Source organism: Methylobacterium sp. WL119, assembly GCF_008039875.1.
Classification (GTDB): Bacteria; Pseudomonadota; Alphaproteobacteria; order Rhizobiales; family Beijerinckiaceae; genus Methylobacterium.
In genome coordinates this window covers 1-16,063 of record NZ_VRUU01000102.1, presented here as the reverse complement: position 1 = coordinate 16,063, position 16,063 = coordinate 1, and the positions used below count along the sequence as shown (strand labels likewise).

Annotated in this window: 18 protein-coding genes; 8 read left to right on the top strand and 10 right to left on the bottom strand. The window is 71.4% G+C overall.

Annotated features, from left to right (window positions below; genetic code table 11):
- Window positions 1–1,046: tRNA (N(6)-L-threonylcarbamoyladenosine(37)-C(2))-methylthiotransferase MtaB (mtaB, locus tag FV227_RS23760; RefSeq protein ID WP_147860056.1), on the bottom strand; the 1,046-nt coding region annotated here is incomplete at its 3' end.
- Window positions 1,046–1,936 carry a diaminopimelate epimerase gene (gene dapF, locus FV227_RS23755; protein WP_147860055.1) on the bottom strand — a complete coding sequence of 297 codons (891 nt, stop codon included), beginning with the start codon at window positions 1,934–1,936 and terminating at the stop codon, window positions 1,046–1,048. The genes dapF and mtaB, both read right to left, overlap by 1 nt.
- 289 nt (window positions 1,937–2,225) lie before the next feature.
- Between dapF and FV227_RS23750 the strand changes: the two genes are divergently transcribed.
- The 4 genes from FV227_RS23750 (at window position 2,226) to FV227_RS23735 (ending at window position 5,715) form a co-directional block, all read left to right on the top strand.
- On the top strand, window positions 2,226–3,005 hold the full coding sequence (locus tag FV227_RS23750; RefSeq protein ID WP_147729352.1) for a GyrI-like domain-containing protein: 780 nt from the start codon (window positions 2,226–2,228) through the stop codon (window positions 3,003–3,005).
- Between the two features lie 76 nt (window positions 3,006–3,081).
- A complete protein-coding gene (locus FV227_RS23745) occupies window positions 3,082–3,852 on the top strand; it encodes a Fe-S cluster assembly protein HesB (RefSeq protein WP_147729353.1) in 771 nt (256 codons plus the stop codon).
- Between the two features lie 97 nt (window positions 3,853–3,949).
- Window positions 3,950–5,014 carry a tryptophan--tRNA ligase gene (gene trpS, locus FV227_RS23740; RefSeq protein WP_147860054.1) on the top strand — a complete coding sequence of 355 codons (1,065 nt, stop codon included), beginning with the start codon at window positions 3,950–3,952 and terminating at the stop codon, window positions 5,012–5,014.
- Complete coding sequence (locus FV227_RS23735) at window positions 5,014–5,715, top strand: haloacid dehalogenase type II (protein WP_147860053.1); 702 nt, start codon at window positions 5,014–5,016, stop codon at window positions 5,713–5,715. The genes trpS and FV227_RS23735 overlap by 1 nt, the downstream gene beginning before the upstream one ends.
- A gap of 3 nt (window positions 5,716–5,718) precedes the next feature.
- Here the strand turns inward: FV227_RS23735 and FV227_RS23730 are convergent, their stop codons facing one another.
- From FV227_RS23730 to FV227_RS23695, 8 genes are all read right to left on the bottom strand, one after another.
- Window positions 5,719–6,372 carry a pyridoxamine 5'-phosphate oxidase family protein gene (locus FV227_RS23730; protein WP_147727986.1) on the bottom strand — a complete coding sequence of 218 codons (654 nt, stop codon included), beginning with the start codon at window positions 6,370–6,372 and terminating at the stop codon, window positions 5,719–5,721.
- Window positions 6,373–6,578: 206 nt separating this feature from the next.
- Window positions 6,579–7,598, bottom strand: coding sequence for a ketol-acid reductoisomerase (gene ilvC, locus FV227_RS23725; protein WP_147727987.1), 1,020 nt, complete (start codon window positions 7,596–7,598; stop codon window positions 6,579–6,581).
- 32 nt (window positions 7,599–7,630) lie between these two features.
- Window positions 7,631–8,266 (bottom strand): TetR/AcrR family transcriptional regulator C-terminal domain-containing protein, encoded by a 636-nt coding sequence (locus tag FV227_RS23720; protein WP_147727988.1) that lies wholly within the window; start codon window positions 8,264–8,266, stop codon window positions 7,631–7,633.
- 85 nt (window positions 8,267–8,351) lie between these two features.
- The gene (locus FV227_RS23715) at window positions 8,352–8,990 is read right to left on the bottom strand and encodes a glutathione S-transferase (RefSeq protein WP_147727989.1); all 639 of its coding nucleotides are present in this window, start codon (window positions 8,988–8,990) and stop codon (window positions 8,352–8,354) included.
- Window positions 8,987–9,331 (bottom strand): type II toxin-antitoxin system PemK/MazF family toxin, encoded by a 345-nt coding sequence (locus tag FV227_RS23710; RefSeq protein WP_246687916.1) that lies wholly within the window; start codon window positions 9,329–9,331, stop codon window positions 8,987–8,989. The genes FV227_RS23715 and FV227_RS23710 overlap by 4 nt, the downstream gene beginning before the upstream one ends.
- A 22-nt stretch (window positions 9,332–9,353) precedes the next feature.
- The gene (locus tag FV227_RS23705; protein WP_147727991.1) at window positions 9,354–9,638 is read right to left on the bottom strand and encodes a MazF family transcriptional regulator; all 285 of its coding nucleotides are present in this window, start codon (window positions 9,636–9,638) and stop codon (window positions 9,354–9,356) included.
- 52 nt (window positions 9,639–9,690) lie between these two features.
- Window positions 9,691–10,233 carry an acetolactate synthase small subunit gene (gene ilvN, locus FV227_RS23700; RefSeq protein ID WP_147727992.1) on the bottom strand — a complete coding sequence of 181 codons (543 nt, stop codon included), beginning with the start codon at window positions 10,231–10,233 and terminating at the stop codon, window positions 9,691–9,693.
- 135 nt (window positions 10,234–10,368) lie between these two features.
- Window positions 10,369–12,144 carry an acetolactate synthase 3 large subunit gene (locus tag FV227_RS23695; protein WP_147727994.1) on the bottom strand — a complete coding sequence of 592 codons (1,776 nt, stop codon included), beginning with the start codon at window positions 12,142–12,144 and terminating at the stop codon, window positions 10,369–10,371.
- Between the two features lie 429 nt (window positions 12,145–12,573).
- Here FV227_RS23695 and FV227_RS23690 point away from each other — a divergent pair, with 429 nt between their 5' ends.
- The 4 genes from FV227_RS23690 to FV227_RS23675 form a co-directional block, all read left to right on the top strand.
- Window positions 12,574–13,074: a chemotaxis protein CheW gene (locus FV227_RS23690; protein ID WP_147860052.1), complete on the top strand. Its 501-nt coding sequence runs from the start codon at window positions 12,574–12,576 to the stop codon at window positions 13,072–13,074.
- Window positions 13,075–13,093: 19 nt separating this feature from the next.
- Window positions 13,094–14,563 carry a protein-glutamate O-methyltransferase CheR gene (locus tag FV227_RS23685; RefSeq protein WP_147860051.1) on the top strand — a complete coding sequence of 490 codons (1,470 nt, stop codon included), beginning with the start codon at window positions 13,094–13,096 and terminating at the stop codon, window positions 14,561–14,563.
- A 17-nt stretch (window positions 14,564–14,580) separates the two neighbouring features.
- Window positions 14,581–15,108 carry a chemotaxis protein CheW gene (locus FV227_RS23680; RefSeq protein ID WP_147860057.1) on the top strand — a complete coding sequence of 176 codons (528 nt, stop codon included), beginning with the start codon at window positions 14,581–14,583 and terminating at the stop codon, window positions 15,106–15,108.
- A gap of 53 nt (window positions 15,109–15,161) precedes the next feature.
- Window positions 15,162–16,063: HAMP domain-containing protein (locus FV227_RS23675; RefSeq protein ID WP_147860050.1), on the top strand; the 902-nt coding region annotated here is incomplete at its 3' end.

Here is a 16,063-nt window from a genome sequence, read left to right as displayed (position 1 = left end):
GATGCCGCCCGTGGCCCCCGAACGATCTCGGGGGCCACGGGCGGCATCCGCGCGGCCGGGGTGCCCGGCCGGGGCGAATACGGGAAGACGTGGAGATGCGTCAGGCCGCATTCCGCGACGAGGTCGAGGGAGCGGGCGAACTGGTCCTCGGTCTCGGTCGGGAAGCCGGCGATCAGGTCGGCGCCGAACACCGCGTCCGGCCGCAACCGCCGCACCTCCCGGCAGAAGCGAATCGCGTCGGACCGCGCATGGCGCCGCTTCATCCGCTTCAGCACGAGGTCGTCGCCGGCCTGCAGCGACAGGTGCAGGTGCGGCATCAGCCGGGGCTCGTCGGCGAGCGCGCGCATCAGGGCGTCGTCGGCCTCGATCGAGTCGATCGAGGACAGGCGCAGGCGCGCGAGGTCCGGCACCGCGGCGAGGATCGCCAGCACCAGCGTGCCGAGGCTTTCGGACGCGCCGGCGAGGTCGCGGCCGTAGGCGGTGAGGTCGACGCCGGTGAGCACGACCTCGCGGCCGCCATGGGCGACGATGCGCGCCACCTGATCGATCACCGCCGCGGGCGCCACCGAGCGCGAGTGCCCGCGCCCGAACGGGATGACGCAGAAGGTGCAGCGGTGGTCGCAGCCGTTCTGCACGGGGACGAAGGCGCGGGTGTGCCCGGCCACGCCCGCGATCCGCGTCGGCGCGGCGTGGCGGGCGGCGAACACGTCGCCCACGGCATCGCGCGGACGGTCGGGGTCCGGCCCCCATGCGGCGGGGGAGAGCTTGTCGCCGTTGCCGACGAGGCGGGCGACCTCGGGCATCGCGGCGTAGGCCGCGGTCTCGATCTGCGCGCCGCAGCCGGTGACGACGATCTCGGCGCCCGGCCGCTCGCGGTGCAGGCGGCGGATCGCCTTGCGCGCCTGCCGCCCGGCTTCCGTCGTGACGGCGCAGGTGTTGACCACGACGAGGTCGCGGTCGCGCGATGCCGCCTCGGCATGGCCGCGCATCACCTCGGCTTCGACGGTGTTCAGCCGGCAGCCGAAGGTCAGCGTCTCGACCGCCATCAGGCGGCGTCCTGCGTGAACAATTCGGGGGCGAAGCGGCCTTCGGCGACGAGGCAGACCGGGCCGGTCATCAGCACGTGGTCGTCGGCGCGCCACTCCACGAACAGCTCGCCGCCGGGCAGGCTCACGGTGGCCTGCCGGCCGATCATCCGCAGGCGCGAGGCGGCGACCACGGCGGCGCAGGCGGCCGTCCCGCAGGCGAGCGTCAGCCCGGCGCCGCGCTCCCAGACCCGGAGCTTGATCGCTTCCCGCCCCCGGACCTGCGCGATCGAGATGTTGGCGCGCTCGGGGAAGATCGGGTGGTTCTCCAGCATCGGGCCGATCTGCCCGAGGTCGAACGTGTCCGGGTCGCGGTCGGTGAAGAACACCGCGTGCGGGTTGCCCATGTTCACCGCGCCCGGCGAATGCAGGATCGGGTCGTCGATCGGCCCGATCTGCAGCTCGATCCGCCGCGTGTCGGGAAAGGGGTCGCGCAACGGGATCTCGTTCCAGGCGAGCCGGGGGCGGCCCATGTCGACGGTGAAGGAGCGCTCGGCGACGCGCTTCACCTCCACGCGGCCGGCATCAGTCTCCAGGACCAGCCGCCCGGTCTCGACGGGGCGCGCCATGGCCGGGTCGTCGAGCATCGCGTAGGCGACGCAGCGGGTGCCGTTGCCGCAGGCGCCCGATTCCGAGCCGTCGGTGTTGTAGATCCGCATGAACGCATCGGTGCCGCGGCTTCGCGGATCGTGCAGCACCATCAGCTGGTCGAAGCTCGAGGACGGGTCGGCCGCGATGGCGCGCGCCTCGGCGGCGGCGACGCGGACGCCGCTGCCGCGCAGGTCCAGCACCACGATCGCGTTGCCGGCGCCGTGCATCTTCAGGAAGCGTCTGTGGGCGAGTGCGCTCATGCGGCCATGGTGGTTCGAGCTGCGTCGTCGCGGGATGCGGGGTCGGGCCTCCGAACGGCCCGTCGTCGAGGCCCCGTATATGGCAAGGCCGGCGTCCGACGCGAGGGGCGGCTCCGCGCGCGCCGGAGCGTGGCAGATCCGCCGCGCCCGCACGCCGCGCTTCGGAACCTGCATCGACGGCCTCGCGAAGACCGGTGTTCGTCACTACGTTTGGGCGTGACGGGACCGTGCCGATTCGGTCCGCGGCGGCCTTCGGTCGTCGCCTCGATGCCTTTGCCGGAGCGCTGCCTTGACCCGCCCTCGCCTCACGCTCGCCGCCGGCCTTCTCGGCGCCGCCGTCCTTCCCGTCCTGGCCTTGCCGGTCCTGGCCGAGCAGCCCCCGCCGCCGGCCTCGACGGCGCCCTCGCCCGCGGTGACGGACCCGCTCCCGACCACGACCGCGCCGAACCCGCCCGCCGATCCGAACAAGTCGTCCGCGCCCGCGCCCGAGAAGGCGATCACGTCGCCGACCCTGCCGTCGGCGCCCGCTCCCGCGCCGGCGCCGCCCCCGGCACCGCCTCAGGCCTCCGGGCGGAAGACCCTGGTGGAGACCCCGGCCAACGCCGACGACGTCGACGCGGTGACGCTGCCGGCCAAGCCCGCCGCGATCCTGTCCGGCAAGGCGAAGTGGGAGGAGGCTGTGCCGAGCCTGAAGGAGGCCTTTGCCAAGATCGAGGCGGACCTCGCCAAGGCCGGCATCGCCGCGACCGGGCGCCCGCTCGCAGTCTTCACCCGCACCGACGACGACGGCTTCGTCTACGAGGCGATGATCCCGGTGGCCTCCGCCCCCGAGCCTGCGCCGAGCGCCGCCGACGGCCTGCACTTCGGCACGACGCCCTCCGGCAAGGCCCTGCGCTTCCCGCACAAGGGCTCCTACGACGACATCGACGGCACCTACGAGACCCTGACGACCTACCTCGACGCCAAGGACATCGTCGTCCAGGACCGCTTCATCGAGGAGTACGTCACCGACCTCAACGACAAGGCCGACGACAAGCTCGACGTGAACATCTACGCGCTGACGCGGTAACGTCGACGCGCCGACGCGGTGGACCTGCGACGTCGCGCGGGCGGAACCGGCGGGAATCCTCGCGGATTCCGCCCTCATGCCCAGCGCGAACCGCCACGACCTCTTCGCCGCCGAACGTCCGCCGCGCCCCACCGCCGCGGTCCCGGAGGACGCGCCCGCCGACCTCGCGGCGAAGGCGCTCGAGATTCACCGCAGGCTGTGCCCGGTCTACGGCTGCCCGATCCCGTATTTCCACAGCCTCGACCCGCTCTCGGAGCTGGTGTCGTCGCTGCTCTCGCACCGCACCCGCAACGCCGATTCGGGCCGCGCGTTCAAGGCGCTGCGCGCCCGCTATCCCGACTGGGCGGACATGCTCGCCGCGCCGGTGGAGGCGATCGAGGACACCATCCGCGGCGTGACCTGGCCGGAGCTGAAGGCGCCGCGCATCCAGGCCGTGCTCCGGGCGGTCGAGGCGCGCCACGGCAGCCTGTCCCTCGCCTTCCTGGCCGACATGCCGGTCGAGGCGGCGCGCACCTGGCTCGAGGCGATCCCCGGGGTCGGGCCGAAGACCAGCGCGGCGGTGCTGTCGTTCTCGGTGCTGCGCATGGCGGCGCTGCCGGTGGACAGCCACCACCACCGCGTCGCCCAGCGCCTCGGGGTGATCGGAGCGAAGGTGGATGTCGGCCCCTCGCACCCGATCCTGCGGGCGCAGCTTCCGGCCGACTGGTCGGCGCAGGACCTCTACGACAACCACGAGATCCTGATGCTGCACGGCCAGCAGGTCTGCCACCACCGCAAGCCCGCCTGCGGCCGCTGCGTGCTGCTCGACCTCTGCCCGAGCGCGCAAGGCGCCTATCGCGAGCCCTAGCAGCCCTCGCCTTGACCGGTTCGTCCCCCGGGTGCCAGAAACCCGGCCTTCCAGGGACGCGAGATCGCCTCGGCCCGGCATTCGAGGGACCGCGCCGATGGCCGCGTTCAAGGAACTGGTGTTCTCGGGCGTGCAGCCGACGGGCAACCTGCATCTCGGCAACTACCTCGGCGCGATCAAGCGCTTCGTCGAGATGCAGGCGCGCGAGGCGCAGTGCCTGTACTGCGTCGTCGACCTGCACGCGATCACCCTGTGGCAGGACCCGGAGGCGCTCAAAGGCCAGATCCGCGAGGTCACGGCCGCCTTCCTGGCCGCCGGCATCGATCCGAAGCGCTCGATCGTGTTCAACCAGAGCCAGGTGCCGCAGCACGCCGAGCTCGCCTGGGTGTTCAACTGCGTCGCGCGGCTCGGCTGGCTCAACCGGATGACCCAGTTCAAGGACAAGGCCGGCAAGGACCGCGAGGCGGCCTCGATCGGCCTGTACGACTATCCCGTGCTGATGGCGGCCGACATCCTGGCCTACCGCGCGACGCACGTGCCGGTGGGCGAGGACCAGAAGCAGCACCTCGAATTGACCCGCGACATCGCGCAGAAGTTCAACACCGACTTCGCCGGCTCGATCGCCGCGCACGGGCACGATGCGGGCGCCGGGTTCTTCCCGATCACCGAGCCGCTGATCGGGGGACCTGCCGCCCGCGTGATGAGCCTGCGCGACGGCACCAAGAAGATGTCGAAGTCCGATGCCTCGGACAATTCGCGCATCAACCTCACCGACGATGCCGACGCGATCGCCAGCAAGGTGCGCCGGGCCAAGACCGACCCGGACGCCCTCCCCTCGGAGGTCGCGGGCCTCGCCGGCCGGCCGGAGGCCGACAACCTCGTCGGCATCTTCGCCGGGCTCAAGGGCACGACGCGCGACGCGGTGCTGGCCGATCACGGCGGCGCGCAATTCTCCGCCTTCAAGGGCGCGCTGGTCGAGCTCGCCGTCGAGACGCTGGCGCCGATCGCCACCGAGATGAAGCGCCTGACCGCCGACACCGCCCACATCGACGCGGTGCTGGCCGACGGCGCCGAGCGCGCCGAGGCGATCGCCGCGCCGACCCTCGACGCGGTCAAGGACATCGTCGGCTTCGTCCGCCGCACCCGGCTGCGGAGCGTGTGATGGCGATCCGGGCGCTGGTCTTCGACGTCTTCGGCACGCTCGTGGATTGGCGCTCGGGCGTGGCGCGGGAGGCGGAGCGGCTGCTCGCGCCCTATGCGGCGGCGCTCGACGGCGGCGCCTTCGCCGATGCGTGGCGGGCGCGCTACGGGCCGTCGATGGAGACGGTGCGGTCGGGCGCCCGCGCCTACGTCGACCTCGACGCGCTGCAGGGCGAGTCGCTGCCGGAGGTGCTCGCCGCCTTCGGGATCGCCGGGGTTCCCGAGGCCGTCCGGGCCGAGCTCGTCCAGGCCTGGCACCGGCTCGACGCCTGGCTGGAGGTGCCGGAGGCGCTGGCGCGCCTGCGGATGGGCCACCTGCTCGCGCCGGTCTCGAACGGGCCTGTCCGGCTGATGGTCGACCTGGCGCGGCGCAACAGGCTGTGGTTCGATGCGATCCTCGGCGCAGGCTATTCCCGCGACTACAAGCCGAAGCCGGCCCTTTATCGCGACGCCGTCGCGGCTTTCGGCTTCGCGGCCTCCGAGACCCTGATGGTCGCGGCACATTCGAGCGATCTCGCGGCGGCCGCGCAGCACGGGCTGGCGACCGCCCACGTCGCCCGTCCGCGCGAGCACGGGCCGGCCGGCGGCGAGACGGCGCCGAGCGTGCCGGTGACCTTCGCGGCCGCCGACCTCGCCGACCTCGCGCGCCGGCTCGGCGCCTGAGGCCTAAGCCTCGCCGCGGGCGACCAGCGCCTGGTATTCCGGAACCTCCAGGCGGCCTTCCTTGGCGACGCGGGCCTTGTCCGCGTCGGAGATCACGTCGCCGGCGAGATCGAGGCGCTTCCACGCGGCCAGCGGCGTCTCCCTGCCGGGGGTCGGGACGTACTTGTTCTGCGCGACCTTCTCGTACTTGTGGATGTAGCGCGGGCAGTTGACCCAGATCTTCACCACGTCGACGCGCACGAGGTACTTGGCCTCGGTGTAGCGCGCCATCAGCGGGTCGTCGCGCAGCAGCGTGGCGGTGCCCTGAACGCGGATGCGGTGCGGCGTCTCGAAGTCGATGAAGAGCAGCCCGACCTTGGCCTGCCCCTCGATGTTGCCCATCGAGTAGAACATCCCGTTGCCGTCGAAGCCGGGGAACACCAGCGTGTGGTCGTCCGGCACCTTCACGAAGCCGGGGCTGCCGCCCTTGTACGAGACGGTCGGCATGCCGTCGGGATCGACGGTCGACAGGAAGAACATGTCGCGCGAGCCGATGAAGGCCGCCTCGTCGTCCTGGATCGTCTCGTGCACCCATTGGGTGTCGAGGCGGTCGGCGAGCTTGGTGGTCTTGAATTCCTGCTGGAGCGCGCGGTGCGCGTCCGAATAGAGCGAGGCCATGGTTTCCTCCTGAGCCGGCCGAGCCTCCGCGATCCTTGCGTCGCCGAGTTGTCCCGGAATTTCGCGGCGGCACTGTCCCCTCAAACGTCCGCGCGGGCAATTGCCGCGTTTGGCCGGCGCATGAAAAAGGCCGACCCCGCTTCCACGGGGCCGGCCTTCCTCGTCGACGGTCGTCGGGAACGGCGCGACCGAAGGTCCGAAGAGAATCAGTTCTTGGTCTTGTCGACCAGCGCCTTCTCGGAGATCCACGGCATCATCCCGCGGAGCTTGGCGCCGACCTCCTCGATCGGGTGACGGGCGAGCTTGGCGCGAGTGGCCTTGAACGAGGTCTGGCCGACCTTGTTCTCCAGCATCCAGTTGCGGGTGAAGATGCCCGACTGGATGTCGTCCAGGACGCGCTTCATCTCGGCCTTGGTCTCGGACGTGACGATGCGCGGGCCGGTGACGTACTCGCCGTACTCGGCGGTGTTCGAGATCGAGTAGTTCATGTTGGCGATGCCGCCCTCGTAGATGAGGTCGACGATGAGCTTCACCTCGTGCAGGCACTCGAAATAGGCCATCTCGGGGGCGTAGCCCGCCTCGACCAGGGTCTCGAAGCCGGCCTTGATCAGCTCGACGAGGCCGCCGCACAGCACGGCCTGCTCGCCGAAGAGATCGGTCTCGCACTCTTCCTTGAAGGTGGTCTCGATGATGCCGGCACGTCCTCCGCCGTTGGCCGAAGCGTAGGACAGGCCGAGGTCGTGGGCGTTGCCCGAGGCGTCCTGGGCGATGGCGATCAAGGTCGGCACGCCGCCGCCCTTGAGGTACTCGCCGCGGACCGTGTGGCCGGGGCCCTTCGGGGCGACCATCAGCACGTCGAGGTCGGGACGCGGCTCGATCAGGTTGAAGTGCACGTTGAGGCCGTGGGCGAACAGGAGGGCGGCGCCCTGCTTCATGTTCGGCTCCAGCGACTCCTTGTAGATGTCGCCCTGCAGCTCGTCGGGGGTGAGCATCATCACGACGTCGGCCCACTTGGCGGCCTCGGCGACCGACATCACCTTGAAGCCCTGGCCTTCCGCCTTCTTGGCGGTGGCCGAGCCCTCGCGCAGCGCGATGGCGATGTCCTTCACGCCGGAATCGCGCAGGTTGAGCGCGTGGGCATGGCCCTGGCTGCCGTAGCCGACGATGACGACCTTCTTGCCCTTGATCAGGTTCAGGTCGGCGTCGCGATCGTAGTAGACCCGCATGATGTGTGTCCTCTCTCGTGAAGGGGTTGTGGTTAGCGCTTGGGCTGGCCGTAGAGGGCCAGGAACTGCTCCACCGCCCGGGCGGCGTCGCGTCTGATCTCGGCGGCGTCGAAGACGATCGCATCGCCGAGCAGAAGTCTGATCTGCACGTCGCGGCCGACGAGGCCGAAGAAGGTCCGGAAGGCGGTCTCGCTGTCGTCGAAGGCGAGAAGCCCCGCCGCGCGGCCGGCCTCCAGCACCGGCTTCAGGCGGTCGCCGATCGCGAAGCGCCCGTTGGCGAGCACGATGCTGCCGAGGTTGCTCTTCCGAGACGCCGCGTCGCCGATGGCAATGCGGTTCAGGGCGATCGAGGCCCGGCTCGAGATCACGCCGAGCCAGGTTGTCGCGAAATCGCGAAGGCTCTCGCTCAGGGCGGCGACGTCGAGCGCGCGGGCCTCGTACTGCCCGGCACGCACGCGCGAGGCCTGCCATTGCACCGTCGCTGTCAGCAGGCCGTCGCGGTCCCGGAACCACTTGTACAGCGTCTCCTTCGAGCAGCTCGCCCGGCGCGCGACCGCATCCATGGTGAGCTGGTCGCCCGCCTCCACCATCAAGTCCAGGACCGCATCGAACACGGCCTGCTGGCGGACCGAGGGGGTCGCGTCGTGGATCGCCGAGCCTGCTGCCATCGGGTGCCGAGCCGTACCGTACCGTACGGTTCGCCTGATAGGGTGATTCGTCGCCGGCCGCAAGGCGTCCAGTCGCAGGCGCGCGTCAGGCGGGAAGCGGCAGGCCCTCGCGGGCGAAGACGGCCTGCACGGCCGGCCGCTCGGCCATCGTGCGGGCGTGGGCGGTCCAGGACGGGAAGCGGGCCGGCATGTCGAACCGCAGCGTTGGGCCGCGGGCCCAGACCCAGAAGACCATCAGGTAGGCGTCGACCACGCTGTAGCGATCCTGCACAGCCCAGCCGCCGTTCGAGAGCCGGACCTCGGTCATCGTGCACAGGTCGCCGAACGTGTCGGCCGCCTTGGCGCGGATGCCGGGCAGCGCCGCCTCGTCGTTGCTGTAGCGCTCCGGCCGGCGAATATGGGCGTAGGCCGGGTGATGGTTGATCGAGAGCCAGCACAGCCACTCGTCGGCCACCGCCTGCGCCTTCAGGTCCTCGGGCCAGAGCCTCGCCTCCGGGTGCGCGCGGGCGACGTGGCGCAGGATGGCCGAATTCTCGGTGAGGACCCAGTCGCCCGCGACCAGGGCCGGCACCCGGCCGCGCTCGTTGATCGCGAGGTATTCCGGCGCGCGCTGGTCGCCGGCGGCGAGGTCGAGGCGCACGGTGTCGTAGGGCGCGCCCGCCTCCTCCAGCGCGATGTGCGCGGCGAGCGAGCAGGCGCCGGGGGCGTAGTAGAGGGTGGTCATGGGCGCGCGCTTGTCTCTGCCGCATCGCCGATGCGCACGCCGATGAGAGCGGCCAGCTTCGAGCGGACTTCCTGCAGGATGGGGGCGGGAACGGCTCCGAGAGACCGGAGCGTTCGGGCCTTTCGATCGATCGAGCGAGCCTGATCGACGAGGATCGCCCCCGCCGCGCCGACGCCGTCGGGCAGGAGAACTTTCGTCGGCCAGGGATCGAGGTTCCGTGTGATCGGGCAGATGATGATCCGTCGGGTCAGCGTGTTCATCTCGAGGGTCGAAACGATCAGGGCCGGACGTCGCCCGCGCTGCTCGGTCCCAAGGACAGGATCGAGGTCGACGAGGATCAAGTCGCCGGGGCGGAGGATGCGTTCAGCGGGGATCGTCGTCATCGATGATCTCGGAGCCGACATCCGGCCCCCAATCGACGGTCGGAGGCTCGAAGTCGGGTCCGAGCCGCCGCATCTCCGCGGCCATCTCGGCCATCGTGTAGATCGGGAAACCGTTCACGAAGCGCCGCGCGGGCTCGGAAGCGGATGCGACCCGGACAGGATGGATCTCGACGTCCTGGCCGACCACCAACCCGAGTTCGCGCACGTCGTCTTCCGACACCGCGAGGACGAGGTCGTCCCCTTTTCGTTCGAGCCGTGCCCGCATCCCCAGCCCTCCGGCATCGCGACGGCACCTTAGCACCGTCGTCGGAAATCCGTCACATCGGGTCGGCGCCGCGGCCCATCGCGGCGATGCCGGTGCGGGAGATCTCGACGAGGCCGAGCACGGTCATCAGGCGGATGAAGCGGTCGATCTCCTCGGTCGCGCCGGTCAGCTCGAACACGAAGGAGGTCAGCGTCGCGTCGAGCGTCTTGGCGCCGAAGGCGGCGGCGAGCCGGAGCGCCTCGCCGCGATGCTCGCCCTGCCCCGCCACCTTCACCAGGCAGAGCTCGCGCTCAAGCGCGCTGCCCTGGAGGGTCAGGTCGACGACCCGGTGCACCGGCACGAGGCGGTCGAGCTGCGCCTTGATCTGGTCGATCACCGCGTTGGTGCCGGCGGTGACGATGGTGATGCGCGAGAGATGGCGCGCCTCCTCCGTCTCCGACACCGTCAGGCTCTCGATGTTGTAGCCGCGTCCCGAGAACATCCCGGAGATGCGCGCGAGCACGCCCGGCTCGTTGTCGACGATCACGGCGAGGGTGTGCCGGTTGACGGCCTCGATCCGGCCGGCATCGGGGTAGTGGGTGTTCATGGCGTTCATCGCGGGGCGCGTCCTCGTCGTCCAGTTCGTTCGATCCGCGGTCTCGCACCCCTGGCGCGAGGCAAGCACGGCTGCGCGTCGCCGCCGAGGCGGCGGACCGCAGCCCGACCCCAGGGTCGGGCTGCAACTAAGAGGCTACACCAGCATCTTGCCTTCCTCGGAGATCACGTCGCCGATCTCCATGCCGGTCTCGCCGAGGTAGTCGGAGAGCAGCATCTCGTTGTGCGCCTTGCCCGACGGGATCATCGGGAAGCAGTTCTCCTTCTTGTCGACGATGCAGTCGAACACGACCGGCCCGTCGTAGTCGAGCATCGCGGCGATCGACGCGTCGAGGTCGCCCGGCTTGTCGCAGCGGATGCCCTTGGCGCCGTAGGCCTCCGCCAGCTTGACGAAGTCCGGCAGGCTCTCCGAGTAGCTCTGCGAGTAGCGCGAGCCGTGCAGCAGCTCCTGCCACTGGCGCACCATGCCCATGTACTCGTTGTTCAGGATGAAGATCTTGACCGGCAGGCGGTACTGCACCGCGGTCGAGAGCTCCTGCATGTTCATCAGGATCGAGGCTTCGCCCGCGATGTCGATGACCAGGCCCTTGGGATGGGCCAGCTGCGTGCCGATGGCCGCGGGCAGGCCGTAGCCCATGGTGCCGAGGCCGCCCGACGTCATCCAGCGGTTCGGCTCCTCGAACTTGAAGTACTGCGCCGCCCACATCTGGTGCTGGCCGACCTCGGTGGTGATGTAGGTCTCGCGGTCCTTGCACGCCTCGTAGAGGCGCTGCACCGCGTGCTGCGGCTTGATGATCGTGCCCGAGGGCCAGTAGGCGAGGCACTCGCGCGCCCGCCAGGTGCGGATCTTGGCGAACCACCCGTCGAAGTTGGACTTCTCGGGCTGAGCCGGGAGGGCGCGCCATGCCTCCAGCATGTCGGCGAGCACGGATCCGCAATCGCCGACGATGCCGACGTCGACCTTGACCACCTTGTTGATCGAGGAGGCGTCGACGTCGATGTGGATCTTCTTCGAGAACGGCGAGAACGCGTCGAGCCGGCCGGTGATGCGGTCGTCGAACCGCGCGCCGACGCAGATCATCACGTCGCACTCGTGCATCGCGAGGTTGGCCTCGTAGGTGCCGTGCATCCCCAGCATCCCGAGGAACCTGTCGTCGGAGGCCGGGAAGGCGCCCAGGCCCATCAGGGTCGAGGTGACCGGATAGCCCGTCTCGGCGACGAGCTCGCGCAGCAGGCGCGAGGCCTCGGGGCCGGAATTGATCACGCCGCCGCCGGTGTAGAAGACCGGGCGGCGCGCCTGCGCCATCAGCTCGACGGCGGCGCGGATCTTGTCCGCATCGCCCTTCACCGCCGGCTTGTAGGTCTTGTGCCCGTCGACCGAGGGACGCTCGTAGAGCCCGCTCGCGAACTGGATGTCCTTGGGCAGGTCGACGACGACGGGGCCGGGGCGGCCGTGAGAGGCGACGTAGAAGGCCTCGTGCAGGATGCGCGGCAGGTCGTCGATCGATTTGACCAGGTAGTTGTGCTTGGTGCAGTGGCGCGTGATGCCGACCGTGTCGCATTCCTGGAACGCGTCGGTGCCGATCAGGTGCGTCGGGACCTGGCCCGTGATGCAGACGAGCGGGATCGAGTCGAGCAGCGCGTCGGTCAGCCCGGTGACGATGTTGGTGGCGCCGGGACCCGAGGTGACGAGCACGCAGCCGACCTTGCCCGACGAGCGGGCATAGCCCTCGGCGGCGTGCACGGCGCCCTGCTCGTGGCGGACCAGCACGTGCTTGACCGCGTCCTGGTGAAAGAGCGCATCGTAGATCGGCAGCACCGCGCCGCCGGGATACCCGAACAGCGTGTCGACACCCTGATCCTGGAACGCCCGGATGACCATCTCGGCCCCGGTCATGACCTCGCCGCCCATCGTCTTCCTCCTGCTCGCCTTGCTGGTCTTCGTCGTCTCGATGTCGTCGATCGGCGCGGGCAACAAAAAAGGGCCCCGCGAGGGACCCTGCATGCGCCACCGCCCGGATCGCGGCCCTGAGATCAGGGCCGCCCCGTCGGTGGCGCTTCCGCTACGAAAAGGATCGTCGTCATCGGGATCGATCTCTCGCCCAACGCGGGCCGCCCGCATGGCGCTCCGCGTGAAAAGTGACCGGTGTCTTAACGAAGGCCTCGGCGATGGTCAACGGCATTCCGGCGGAGAGCCGGGCCGCCGCGAAGGATCCGGCCTCTGCGAAGCATTTGCCGCAGCCCGGCCCGACGGCGCGCGGCGCGATTGCCCCGCATCGGCGCCCGGCCTATCACCGATCCTCGTCCCCCCTTCCAACGAGCGCGAGAGCACGGAACGCCGGTGGCCCAGCCCGAGACGGCCTCGCTCAGCTACCTGCTCCTCGACGTCGCGGGCACCCCATGCGCGCTGCCGCGATCCGCGGCCGGCGAGGTGCTGCCGCTGCCGGTCCTGTTCCGGCCGCCGGCCTGCGGCGGCTGGCTCGCGGGGTTCCTCAACCTCGGCGGAGAGCCGGTTCCGGTGGTCGACCTCGCGCGCCTTCTCGGCCTGCGCGAGGGCGCGCACGACCCGGGCCCCTACGCCCACCTGATCCTGACGCCGGACGCCGCCGCGGCCTGGCTCGTCGACCGGGTGACCGACCTCGTCGCCGTCGAGGCCGCCGCGATCCGGCCCGTCGCCGCGGGCGCGAGCCTCAACGGCTGCGTCTCCGCCGAGATCGCCCGGGGCGACCGGCTGATCCACGCCCTCGACCCGGCGCGCCTGCTCAGCGCCGAGGAGCGCGCCCGGGTCGGCCACCTGACGCGGGCGGCGAAGGCGCGCCTCGCCGCGCTGCCGGCCGCCTGAGCGGAAGGCGCGGGACCCCATGCGTCGGCCGCCCGGTCCGAGCCCCCACGACGATCCGGGCTACGCGGCCCTCAAGGCGCGGATCATCGCGCGCACCGGCCATCACTACTACGCCGACAAGGACGACCTGCTGTTCGACCGCCTGCGGCGGCGGTTCAAGGCCTGCAACGTCGCCGATGCCGCGGCCTACGACGCGCGCCTGAACGCGGGCGCCGGCGAATGGGCCGCGCTCGAGGCCGAGATCACCATCGGCGAGACCTTCTTCTTCCGCTACGCCGAGCAGTTCACCGCGTTGCGCGAGACCATCCTACCCGGCCTGATCGCCGGGCGCGCGGCCGAGCGCAGCCTCCGGGTCTGGAGCGCCGGCTGCTCGACGGGGGCCGAGCCCTACTCGGTGGCGATCCTGCTGCACCAGCTGCTCGGCCCGGCCCTGGCGGACTGGCGCGTCGCGATCGTCGGCACCGACATCAGCGTCGCCGCCCTCGCCACCGCCCGGGCGGCCGAGTACGGCCGCTGGGCGCTGCGGACGCTGCCGGTCGAGGAGCGCTTGCGCCACTTCCATCGCATCCCGGCGAGCCCCGGGGCGGCCCGCGAGGGCGGCTACGCCCTGCGGCCGGAGTTTCGCCGCATGGTGCGCTTCGAGCGCCAGAACCTGATGAGCCTCGTCGACGGGACGGCGGCCGAGGGTTTCGACGGGTTCGATCTCATTCTCTGCCGCAACGTGCTGATCTACTTCAGCGCCGAGACCGTCGCCGCGATCGTGCGGGCGCTGGGCCGGCGCCTGCGGCCCGGCGGCTGGCTGCTGATCGGCCATGCGGAGCCCCATCCGGCCTTCGCGGGCTGGCTCGATGCGGTGAACCTCCCCGGCACGGTCGCCTATCGCCGCCCGCTCGAATCGGCGTCACTGCCCGCGCCTCCCGATCCTGCCGAGCCGGCCGGGCTCGAGCGTCCGCCCGCCGCCACTCCCATCGAACCCGGTCCGGCTCTCGAGGCGCTGCTCGCGGTGCCTGCCGGAGACGCCGTCGCCGAAGCGATCCGTCCGGTGCCGGCGGCGAGCGCTCCAACCGTCGTCGACGAGACGGCGGAGGACGTGGCGCGCACGATCCGCATGCTGGCCGATTCCGGCGACACCGGCGCGGCGTGGCGCCTCCTGCGGAACGCGCTCGCCGCGCGGCCGACCGATGCGTCCCTTCGGCTCTACGAGGGCCTGCTCGCGCTCGGGTTCGGCCGCGAGGCCGAAGCCGAGCGGGCCTTCCGCGGCGCGCTCTACCTCGATCGCGGCTACGTGATGGCCCATTACCATCTCGGCCTGCTGCTCGGAGCCCTCGGACGGACCGCCGACGCCCGCCGGGCGCTGGACAATGCGGTCGCCTTGAGCCAAGCGCTGCCGCCGGATGCGGCGTTGCCCGAGGGCGACGGGGCGCGTGCCGGGGAGATCGCCCTGAGCGCGGCGGCGATCCGCGACGGCATCGGAACGGGGGCGGCGTGAACGCGGCGGATCGCCAGATGGAACGGGGCGACGGCCGGCGCGCGCGCGAGGCGGCGCTGCGCGCGGACCGTACGGCCGCCCTCGCCCGGCGCGGGGCGACGGCGCGCGAAGCCGCGCCGGTCGAGGCCCATCTCATCTGCGCCTGCGGCCCGGAGCGCTTCGGCCTGCCCCTCGCCGACGTCGCGCGGGTGGTGCCCATGCGATCATGCACGCCCGTGCCGGGCGCGCCGCCCGCGATCCTCGGCCTCGTCGCCCTGTCCGGACGGATCGTCAGCGTCGTCGGCCTCGCCCGCGCGCTCGGCCGCCCGGACGCGGACCGCGTCGAAGGCGGCCACCTCGTCGTCCTTCGCACGGCCGCAACGCCGACCGCGCTCGCCGTCGACCGCGTGCTGGGGCTCGCCCACCTCGCCGAGGCCGCCGCGGCGGAGGGCGGATTCGGCGGCGAAGCGGTTTCGCGCTATGCCGCGGCCGATCCCGGCCCGTCCGGCCTCGGCGACTTCGTCGTCATCGACCTGCCGCAGCTGCTGCGGCGCACCCTGCCTTGAGGCGCGAGACGCGCGCGATCCACGACGCCGCCCGACCCGGAGCATCAGCCGCCTTGTCGATCTCGATCGGAAAACGGATCCTCCTCGGCTTCACGGCCGTGACGGTGGTGCTGATCGCCCTCGGCCTCTACGCGATCGGCCAGATCGGCTCGGTCCGCGACGCCACCGACACCATCGTCGCCCGCGACCTCGCGGTGCTGCGCCAGCTCGACATCCTCGGCAACCAGACGCGCGACCTCGGCATCCTGCGCCGCAACGCGGTGATCGCCACGCTGATGAAGGCGCAAGGGCAGCCCATGCGCGACGAGGACGTCCTCACCACCTGGCGACGCACGGCCGCATCGACCGACGCGCTCTTCGACGACCTGATCCGCGAGGCCGACGCCTACCGCGCCCGCGCCCTCTCGGTGGATCGGACGACGGCCTGGGACCGCCTGCACGGCGTCCTGAGGCAGGCCGTCGCGATCTATCGTCCGTACCGGGATGCGAGCGAGGCGCAGCTCGTGGCCGCGGTCGGCGGCGACGTCACCGGCGTCGAGGCCCGCAACGCCGAGATCGGCCGCGCCTACGAGGCCACCATCGCCGCCGTCGAGCGCACCCGCGTCGCCCTCGACGAGAGCATCGCCGTGGGCCAGCGCGGGATCGGCGCGATCCACGAGCGCTCGCGGCTCTCGATCCTGCTGACGCTGCTCGCCAGCGTCCTCCTGGCGATCCTCGTCACGATCCTGATCAGCCGCGCGGTGGTGCGTCCGCTGGAGAGCGTGATGGCGTTCGCCGAGACGGTCGGCGGCGGCGACCTGTCCCAGACGCTGCAGGTTCGCGGCGGCGACGAGATCGGCCGGCTGTCCCGTGCGCTGAACGGGATGGTCTCTGGGCTTGCGGACTTGGCCCGGACGAACCGTGCGGCGACGTCGGACCTGAACGCGGCGGCGGCCGAGATCCGCGCCTCGGCGCA